The following is a 9,720-nucleotide window of genomic DNA, read 5'->3' as shown; positions in this document are numbered from 1 at the left end:
GGTTGCAGGGGGTGCAGGGTCGCTGCGCTCCGGTTGCAGGAGGTGCAGAGGGCTGGAAGATTCACATTGTTTTTTGCAACCTGCAACTCCTGCAACGTGAGCGAAGCGAACCCCTGCAACATGAGCGAAGCGAATCCCCCCATAAAAACTTTTATCCCGCTACGTAGCGTTGCCCACGATACGTACCTTCGCCGATCAATAGTACTTACGGTTCTTTCTTTTGAAATCAATGAAAGAGGCGGGAGTAGAAAAAGACCAACCAAGCTGTTATGAAGACCCTGATGACTTCTGCCCTACCCTACGCCAACGGCCCCCTTCATTTGGGCCACCTGGCCGGGGCTTACCTTCCTGCCGACATCTACGCCCGCTACAAGCGACTGATGGGCCAGGAGGTGTTGTGGGTTTGTGGTATGGACGAGCACGGTGCAGCCATTACGCTGCGGGCAAAAAGTGAGGGCATTTCTCCCCAGGAGATTGTCGACAAATATTATGCGTTAGACAAAAGATGCTTTGAGGAGCTGGGCATCAGTTTTGATTACTTCCACCGGACTACAGCCAAGCTTCATCACGAAACCAGCCAGGATTTCTTTCTGAAATTAGCCGCTGACGATCAGTTCATCGTGAAGAGCTCTGAGCAATACTACGATCCGGAATACAAGATGTTTCTGGCCGATCGGTACATTAAAGGTACCTGCCCAAACTGCGGTCATACCGAAGCCTTTGGCGACCAGTGTGAAAACTGTGGCAAAGACCTTTCGCCTTCAGAGTTGATTGACCCCGTCGCAGTGCTAAGCGGGGCTAAACCTGCGCTTAAAGAAACGAAGCATTGGTATTTCCGCCTGGATAAGCACGAAGCCTGGTTGAAGGAATGGATTGGAGAAGGCAAACTGGATGGAGAGCAGCATCATGACGCTAAGGCCTGGAAAAAACATGTTGTCGGTCAGTGCATGAGCTGGCTGGACGGAGGCCTTCAACCGCGTTCCATTACCCGGGACCTTGACTGGGGCATCCCCGTTCCCGTTGAGGGTGCCGAAGGTAAAGTGCTTTACGTATGGTTTGATGCTCCCATCGGTTACATTTCAGCCACCAAGCAGTGGGCCAAAGAAAACGGCGGCGACTGGGAAGACTGGTGGAAAGGTGAGGACAGCAGACTGGTTCATTTTATCGGCAAAGACAATATTGTCTTCCACTGCATTGTATTTCCATCTATGCTCAAAGCACACGGTAAGTACAACCTGCCCGTGAGTGTACCCGCCAACCAGTTCCTCAACTTTGAAGGAGATAAATTCTCTAAATCCCGGGGTTGGGGCATCGACCTGGAAGGTTACCTGGAGAATTTCAAGGAGTTCCCCAACCACGTTGATGCTTTGCGATGGGCCTTGATCCGTAACCTGCCCGAACAGCAGGATGCCGACTTCACCTGGGATGGCTTCACCGAATACCATGACAAAGACCTGGCAGACAAGTTGGGCAACTTCATTAACCGGGTGACGGTACTGACGCATAAGTACTTCGGCGGCAGTGTACCGGCGCACCCTGGCGGGGAGCATAATACGGCGCAAACGCAGGTACAAAGTACCGTTTCAAGTGCCGTCTACAAGATCGGTCAGGATATCGACGCCTACCGCTTCAAAGACGCTGCCACCTCCTTCGTAGAATTAGCCAGCTTCGGCAACACCTACCTGCAGGATGCCGCACCCTGGACGCTATACAAAGCCAACCCGGACGATCCGAAGATCGCCGAGACGATGTTCGACTGCGCACAGATCGCCGCGGCACTTGCGCTGACGGCCACACCGTTTATTCCCTTCGCCGCCGAAAAAATTCGTGCAGTTCTAAATCAGATTCCTGCCAATACCGGTGAATGGCAGCTGGCCCTTGATGCCCTCGCAAACGGTCAACCACTGATCCCTGCCGGGCATATCCTCGGCGAAGCCGGGGTGCTCTTCCCAAAAATCATCGACCGGAAGGACGATAGCCGGAATCAGATCATCCAGCGGGAACGGGATAAAATGGCCGTAATTCTGGCGGCTAAGGAAACTGAGTTAGCCGAGGCCGGTCCATCTGCCGCCGATCGCCCCGAAGCCAAGCCCGAATGCACCTTTGACGACTTCCTGAAACTGGACCTGCGCACAGCGACTATCCTCACCGCAGAGGCCGTCAAAAAGTCCAGTAAACTCCTGCACCTCACCGTTGACCTCGGTAATGAGCAACGCTCCGTAGTGTCCGGCATTGCCAAGCACTTTGCACCTGAAGAGGTTATCGGCAAGCAGGTCGTCTGCGTCACCAACCTCGCCCCGCGCAAGATGGCGGGGGTGCTTAGCGAGGCCATGATTCTGATGGCGGAGGACGAAGCTGGAAAGCTGGTGTTTGTTAGTCCGCCGGAAGGGTTTGGGAATGGATGGGTGGTTAGATAGATGAGAAGTTGGTAAGCACCAAAAGAAATGTTACCACACCGAATAACTGTGTTATTTTCAATGCTTGTCGATCCTGGTCTTACCTGAAGGTGAAGCCCGTCTAACTAGGTGCGCAGCACCGCCTAAATTTCTTACCTTTGCCCCTCAAACGAAAAATCAAAAATCCATGGCCTACGACCTCATCGTAATCGGTAGCGGTCCCGGCGGTTACCCCGCCGCCATCCGCGCATCTCAACTTGGCATGAAAGTCGCGATCGTTGAACGCGAAAAACTGGGAGGAATCTGTCTCAACTGGGGCTGTATCCCCACCAAGGCGCTCATCAAAAGTGCCCAGGTATTTGAATACATTCAGCACGCCGAAGACTATGGCATCAAGGTCGGCAAGCCTAAAGTAGAATTCGACAAGGTGATTAGCCGAAGTCGTGGCGTGGCTGATGGCATGAGCAAGGGCATCAGTTTCCTGATGCGGAAGAACAAGATTGAAGTGATCGAAGGATTCGGCAAGCTGGTTCGGGGCAAGAAAGTTGAAGTAACGGCGGAGAGCGGCAAGAAGACTACCTACGATGCGGAGCACATCATCATTGCGACCGGTGCCCGTGCCCGTGCCCTTCCGAACCTGCCCATTGATGGGGAAAAGGTCATCGAATACCGTAAGGCAATGACGCTGCCAAAACAGCCGAAGCGTATGGTCGTGGTTGGTGCCGGCGCCATTGGTGTAGAGTTCGCCTACGTTTACCACAGTATGGGTACAGAAGTAACCATCGTAGAGTTCATGCCCGAAGGCCTGGTGCCTCGCGAGGATGCCGACGTCTCAAAAGAGCTGACCAAGATCTACAAGAAAAAAGGCATCAACGTGCTGGCTAATACCAGCGTGGAAAGCGTCGACACCTCAGGCAAAACCCTGAAAGTGATGACCAAGAACCGGAAATCGGGCAAGGAGGAAGTTATCGAGTGCGACGTAGTCCTGTCTGCCGCCGGTGTTGCTCCCAACACCGAGAACATCGGCCTGGAAGACCTTGGCATCAAGACCGACCGTGGATTGATCGAAACGGACGAGATGTACCGGACCAACGTACCTGGCATTTACGCCATTGGTGACGTAACGAAGGGCCAGGCACTGGCCCACGTGGCTACCGCTGAAGGCATCACCTGTGTGGAGGCCATCGCCGGCCACCACCCGGAGCCCATCGATTACAACAACATCCCCGGCTGTACTTACTGCGTTCCTGAAGTGGCCAGTGTTGGTTACACAGAAGCAGCCGCCAAAGAGGCCGGTTACGAGCTGAAAGTGGGCAAATTCCCCTTCAGCGCTTCCGGTAAAGCAAGTGCTGCGGGCGCAAAGGACGGTTTCGTAAAAGTGATCTTCGACGCCAAGTACGGTGAGTTCCTGGGCGCACACTTCATCGGTGCCAACGTTACCGAGATGATCGCTGAAGTCGTTGTCGCGCGAAAGCTCGAGACTACTGGCATGGAGATCGTCAAGTCCGTACACCCCCACCCGACCATGAGCGAAGCAATCATGGAGGCCGCAGCGGCGGCTTACGGCGAGGTCATTCACCTCTAGGTAGTGAATGGTTGAATAATGGAATGCGTGAATGGGAGTGATCCCGTTCACGCATTTTATATTTTTCCGGGCGGGGCCGCTGGTGCAAAGTGAGTTGTTGGGCAGTGGCTTATGCCGTATTTATTCTCCCATNCTTCCCATCTCGCATTCACTTTGGCTAAGTCGCAATTTTGAATAACCCCGTCTGTACGATCACGCCGTCAACCACCTTCACCCATTTGAACCGCTTGAGCTTGTACACGCCATCGGGTAATGGCTCATCTTCTTTGTAAATGTGACAGCTCCTTCCATAACCACTTATCCGGCTGCAATCAACCATGATGTCACTACCATTATGCTCGTATGTCTCGATAAAATATTCATGCGTAACCAGCCCTTTAATAACTTCAAATCTGGTAACGTCGTCATTTAAGGTGTACCGCCCGTCAGGTGGTGTTTCCCCGTCTAAGGTTAATTTATGGTCTACCCCAAGGGTGTTGGAAACTGAATGAAATTCGACCATTCTTCCATCGTCAAGCCACCTCGTCCTAAGCCTCCCGGAAGGTTTTTTTGGTACTAAGAAACCATCTATGATATCGTTATCCATTGAAAAAGGGGGCTTCGTCCAACCTGGTGCACATTTTGGGTAGCGAATAGGCTAAGATAAAGGTAGGCGAATAGCGGGAAGTGAGGGCATATACACTCGTTTGATTGCCTGCGGCAATCCTGGAAACGGGATACCATTTCGTTACCTGGGACGGCGTCGTATCTCCTTGTCCCAGGCAACTCAGGTTAAGTCGCTACGTGACTGGCAGTAAGAACCTTAGTGCAGTTCTAAATGCTCTTAATGGTTCCCTCCAACGCATGCCTCCCTTAGTGTAGAACTTTAAGCCAACCGACATGTCTTAATGGTTCCTCACTTACCCACCCTAACAAGCCGCCGTAGCCACCGATACCCGCATCGCCAGTCCGCCCTCCGCCGTCTCCTTATAGTCGGAGTGCATGGCCCGCGCAGTATCCAGCATGGTTTGAATCACAACGTCGAGTTCCACGATGGCATCATCCGGGTCACTTTGCAGCGCGAGGTTAGCGGCAGTAATGGCCTTCATGGCCCCCATGGCGTTTCGCTCGATGCAGGGAATCTGTACCAGCCCGCCGATGGGGTCGCAGGTAAGGCCGAGGTGGTGTTCCATGGCGATTTCAGCAGCCATGAGCGTTTGTTCCGGAGTGCCGCCCAGTACTTCGGTGAGGGCAGCGGCAGCCATGGCGGAGCTAACACCGATTTCGGCCTGGCAGCCGCCTTCGGCGGCAGAAATGGTTGCGTTTTTCTTGAAGATCGAGCCGATTTCTCCAGCTACCATAAAGAAGTCCCGTTCGGCAGCCAGGGTCGATTTGGGACAGAAATACCGATAGTAAAACAGCACGGCGGGGATAACGCCGGCGGCACCGTTAGTCGGGCTGGTGATAACGCGGCCAAGGGCCGCATTCTCCTCATTCACCGCAAGCGCGAAACAACTGACCCAACTGGTAACGGATTGAAAATCGGGAGCGATTCGCCGTAATTGGGCATCGAAGGCCGGGTATTCTAATGCCGCAGGCTCTCCCAGCAATTTCGCCGCCATGCGGCGCGCACGGCGCTTCACGTTGAGGCCACCCGGCAGATTCACTTCGGGAGCGATGCAACCTTTGTGGACGACGGAAGAAAAAACATTGAGGTAACGGTCGATCTTCGCGTTCAGGTCCTCCGCAGTGTACAACCGTAGCTCGTTCTGCCGAACGACGTCGGCAATGGACCGGCCGGAAGAACGGGCGTAGCCCAGTAAGTCATCGGCACACTCAATAGGATATGGCATGGTAGGATGCCCAACCAGTTTACTGGCGGAGCCTTCCCGGACGATGAAACCGCCGCCGATGGAATAGTACGTCCGCCGAATCTTACGTCCCGAATTAAGGCGGGCGATGAACGTAAGGCCATTGGGGTGAAAAGACCGGGCCCTATTTTCGAAGACAATGTCTTTGGCCGGATTGAAACCAACCTTTGCACCTGCGGCCCCGCCCCCTAACTGTAAGAGTTGTTCTGAATTAATCCGTCCGATGTGAAAGGGAATGTCAGCTGTCTCGATGGTCTCCGGATCAAAGCCTTCCAGACCAAGCATCACGGCAATATCAGTTCCATGCCCCACACCTGTTTTGCTCAAAGAACCATATAAATGTACCTTAATAGCGGCCACCTCCTTCAGTTCGGGTATTAGCTCCAAAAAAGCTAAAGCTGCTTTCCATGGGCCGAGGGTATGTGAACTTGAAGGGCCTACGCCGATCTTGAAAATGTCGAAGATGGAAATGCGATGCATGATAGAGGTTACAGGTTGCAGGTTACAGGTTGCAAGTTGCAAGTTGCAGGTTGCAGGTTGCAAGTTACAGGTTACAGGTTGCAGGTTGCAGGTTGCAGGTTGCAGAAAGGTGGGATAATCAGAACGAAAGGTAGTTTGTTGTTCTGACAATTTTCAGAAAAATTATACGGCGGGTCGGTTAATGGCTATACATGCTGACATTCTATCTTAATGCGTTAACTTTCGATCTCAAATCATACTCTTATGCCAAAGGCCATTTACACTGAAGAAGACCTAGTTTATGTACGATTGATCCGTTCCCAGATCGGCAAGGAATGGCACGAAGCCAAAGCCTGGGTCATCGAGCGGTTACCCGCGGGGTATGATCCGGCGTTGATTGCCAAGTTTGTGGATGAACGTGACAGTCCGGGGATACACATCAACGCCTGGGGGATTGAACCCAGGTTTTACCCTCACCGGAACTCCAAGCGGCTGCTGGAATTTTACCGGAGTATCAAGGAGTAGTAACACCAATTAACCGCAAAGCCTAAGCACCAGCTTTGCTTCCTGAAAATGCCAGGTAGTCTCAATTCTCTTCTTCCGGAAGGAGGAAAGGTTTTTTATGTTTGCCTTTACTGAAACCCTACTTTCCCCATTATGTCCCGCAAATACCTTCTTATTGCTGCTGCCGCATTGCTGATCGCGTGCTGGAACTCCGTTGGTTTTCATCAGGGCGACGAACACTTTCAGTTGCTCGAATTCGCCGCCTGGAAGCTGGGCCTGATGAGCCAGGAAAACCTGACCTGGGAATTTGCGGAACGTATGCGGCCGGCCACCCAACCCGCCATTGTATATGTACTATATAAAGTCTCGTCCGTTTTTGGAGAGGTTAATCCGTATCACTTTGCCTTCCTGTTGCGCCTGCTGTCTGCCGCCGGCTTTCTGCTCCTTGCGGCAAAGGTATGGGACCGGTACGTTGGGAAGATGCCGACGCCCAGGTTTGCCAAATGGCTGGCGCTGGGCCTGTTGTTCAACTGGTGCTCGGTGTACAGCGGCATTCGTTTCTCAGGGGAAAACTGGGCGGGGATGGCCCTGGCAGCGGGCTTTTTACTTTATCCGATGGGCGTTTTGCCGGAGGATAAACGAAATTTCTCCTCCGGCCAGGAAGGCCCCGCCGCCGCCGCTTTGGGTGCGGGCCTGCTCTTTGGCCTTGCTTTTCTCTTCCGCTATCAGGTTGCGATTATGGTGGTCGGATTCGGGGCCTGGCTGCTGTTCATCCGGCGCGACAATTGGCAGCGGATTGCGCTGGTCGTACTAGGTGGCCTGATTGCCCTGGCCATCGGCACGCTGCTTGATCGTTGGTTCTACGGGGAATGGGTCAATGCGCCGTGGCATTACGTACGTTCAAATTTAGTCGAAGGGAAAGCGGCGACCTTCGGTTCGGCACCCTGGTGGGATTATTTCCGGATGGTCTTCGAGCGGGGCGTGCCTCCGCTTGGCCTGCTCTACATCATCGCCCCATTGTGGTTCGCCTGGCGCTACCGGCGGGACCCGATCACCTGGATGATGGTGCCGTTTTTGCTGGTGCACTTTGTGCTTTCCCGTAAAGATGCTCGTTTTCTCTTTCCACTCCTCCCCTATTTGCCGGTGATGATTATGGCCGGGGCGATTGCCTTACGCCAGCATTTTGGGAATGGTTTCTTTGATCGTAAATGGATCAGCCGGGGCGTGAAACTGTTTTGGGGCATGAACCTGGCCATCCTGCTTACGGTGCTGGTCAGGCCCATGATCAGCGAGGTGAAAGTCAATAAATACGTTTACGACAATTACACCGAGCCCGTCACCCTGTTTGCCGACAACAAACACATCTACACCTACGCCAACCTGACGATGCGCTTTTACCAGCGGCCGGGGAAGGTGACGATTTATCATACGGAAGGCCGGGAGGATTGGCCGGACTGTGCCACGCTGATCTGCCTGTACTCCCGCCATGCTAAAGTCGCGGAGCCCCCGGCGGGCGCAAAGCTGGTGTACACTACCCGGCCAGTCTGGGCGGATAAGCTGGGGCTGAAGGACTGGCTGGACGGGATGAAATGGTGGACTATTTGGGAGTTGAACGCTAATCAGTAACACTGGAAAATTCCTTTTTAACCCTGCTCCTGCCCCAAAAACCCAGTACGATAGCAATTAAAAGATAAGCCACAAGACAAACATTTAAAACTGAAAGATTATGAAGATTAAAATTTTTATCAGAAGCTCCGCTCAGCAGAGAAGATGCTATGGTTTTTTTACATAATTCGTAAAAAAGGCCCAGCCAACCAGCAACTTTCAAAACTAACCCTCCTTTTTCAGACAACACCAAGGGGAGTGAAATCAAGGTGGTGCAGAGAACGACAATCATATAATCAAACTCTAAAAATCTAAACGGAATAACATCAAAATAAGCTAGAAATATATATATAAAAAACGCAATGTAAGCATTGCAAAATGCTACTAATCGCCGCTTACTCGAGGCCCTCAACCTCAGCTCCCACTCGGGAACAACTATGCGGTTTCGAATAGCTCCACCTCGTGCCATTACACCCAAAATGATGGCATTGATAAAAAATACCCTTGTTAGATCCCCAAAAAAACCGCTATTGCTTAAGTCAATATTATTCAAGCCGCCTACGTACACCAAAATAACAAAAGCCGCATTAAAAGCTCCAAACCATCCCGCCAAGGCCATTATCCAGTCATCCGTTTTTATCAGGATCAGTGAGCCTGATATCAGCAGGGAAACTAAAGAGAGTGGTATCAATGAATAATTAAAGAAAATAATATCCAATAAAAGGGGTGCTTGCATCACCCAGAAGAATGCGATAAAGGTGGTGCAACACGCAACCGCATTACGCGTAAGCCAGGCGCGTAAACCCTGCTCTTCAGGGATGTCGGTCTGAACGCTTCCATCTTGATGGTCGATGTCACCAACAGGTCCCTGCTTTTTACTTTTCTCCGCCGGTTTTTCCTGAATTTCCTCCACCGTGGTACTACTCCCTGGAAATTCTTCTTTAGTGATTTCTCTCATCAGGTACAAGTTTGTGTGGTGGGTGAGTGGTAAAAGGAGGCGGAACAAATATAGTGAAAGTCGGCAGGTGACAGGTGTAAACCCAACATGAGTCATCCCGAATTTTGAGCCCACATTAAAGTGAGGCAAATCGAGATGGCCATTCTAAGTCTGTAGAGCGGTATCGAGACATCTCGGTACCGCTTTCCAGTTCTATGACAGTAATTTCTTAAAAAAAGAGGAACCCAGCCTTTCCAGTTGCGCAATATCTGGAGCATGAAGTCATAGACCAAGGTGACGATACTCATCAGCTTCATGCGGTTGTCCCAAAACCATAGCCTTGGCGATTCCAAACCCAGCTCTGACTTGAGAAAACGAAACCCC

7 protein-coding genes are annotated in these 9,720 nt (G+C 52.0%); 4 read left to right on the top strand and 3 right to left on the bottom strand.

The window, feature by feature from the left end:
- Positions 1–269: 269 nt before the first annotated feature.
- Together metG and lpdA are read left to right on the top strand one after the other, a co-directional pair.
- Entirely contained in the window at positions 270–2,417 is a 2,148-nt protein-coding gene (gene metG, locus B036_RS0104980) for a methionine--tRNA ligase (RefSeq protein WP_020567588.1), read from the top strand.
- Positions 2,418–2,583: 166 nt separating this feature from the next.
- Complete coding sequence (gene lpdA, locus B036_RS0104975; RefSeq protein WP_020567587.1) at positions 2,584–3,981, top strand: dihydrolipoyl dehydrogenase; 1,398 nt, start codon at positions 2,584–2,586, stop codon at positions 3,979–3,981.
- Between the two features lie 157 nt (positions 3,982–4,138).
- Here the strand turns inward: lpdA and B036_RS0104970 are convergent, their stop codons facing one another.
- Positions 4,139–4,483, bottom strand: a complete 345-nt coding sequence (locus B036_RS0104970) for a hypothetical protein (RefSeq protein ID WP_211217369.1) — start codon at positions 4,481–4,483, stop codon at positions 4,139–4,141.
- Between the two features lie 406 nt (positions 4,484–4,889).
- Positions 4,890–6,311, bottom strand: a complete 1,422-nt coding sequence (locus tag B036_RS0104965) for an L-serine ammonia-lyase (RefSeq protein WP_026231708.1) — start codon at positions 6,309–6,311, stop codon at positions 4,890–4,892.
- A gap of 243 nt (positions 6,312–6,554) precedes the next feature.
- On the opposite strand from B036_RS0104965, the gene B036_RS0104960 reads away from it, so the two are divergent.
- Positions 6,555–6,815 (top strand): hypothetical protein, encoded by a 261-nt coding sequence (locus tag B036_RS0104960; RefSeq protein ID WP_020567584.1) that lies wholly within the window; start codon positions 6,555–6,557, stop codon positions 6,813–6,815.
- 132 nt (positions 6,816–6,947) lie between these two features.
- Positions 6,948–8,420 carry a glycosyltransferase family protein gene (locus B036_RS0104955; RefSeq protein ID WP_020567583.1) on the top strand — a complete coding sequence of 491 codons (1,473 nt, stop codon included), beginning with the start codon at positions 6,948–6,950 and terminating at the stop codon, positions 8,418–8,420.
- On the opposite strand, the gene B036_RS0104950 is transcribed toward B036_RS0104955, so the two are convergent.
- On the bottom strand, positions 8,410–9,357 hold the full coding sequence (locus tag B036_RS0104950; RefSeq protein ID WP_020567582.1) for a hypothetical protein: 948 nt from the start codon (positions 9,355–9,357) through the stop codon (positions 8,410–8,412). The genes B036_RS0104955 and B036_RS0104950 overlap by 11 nt on opposite strands.
- Positions 9,358–9,720: the final 363 nt, after the last annotated feature.

This window comes from Neolewinella persica DSM 23188, from assembly GCF_000373105.1.
Classification (GTDB): domain Bacteria; phylum Bacteroidota; class Bacteroidia; order Chitinophagales; family Saprospiraceae; genus Neolewinella; species Neolewinella persica.
The sequence above is the reverse complement of the archived record's forward strand: the minus strand, read 5'-3'. Positions and strand labels throughout refer to the sequence as shown.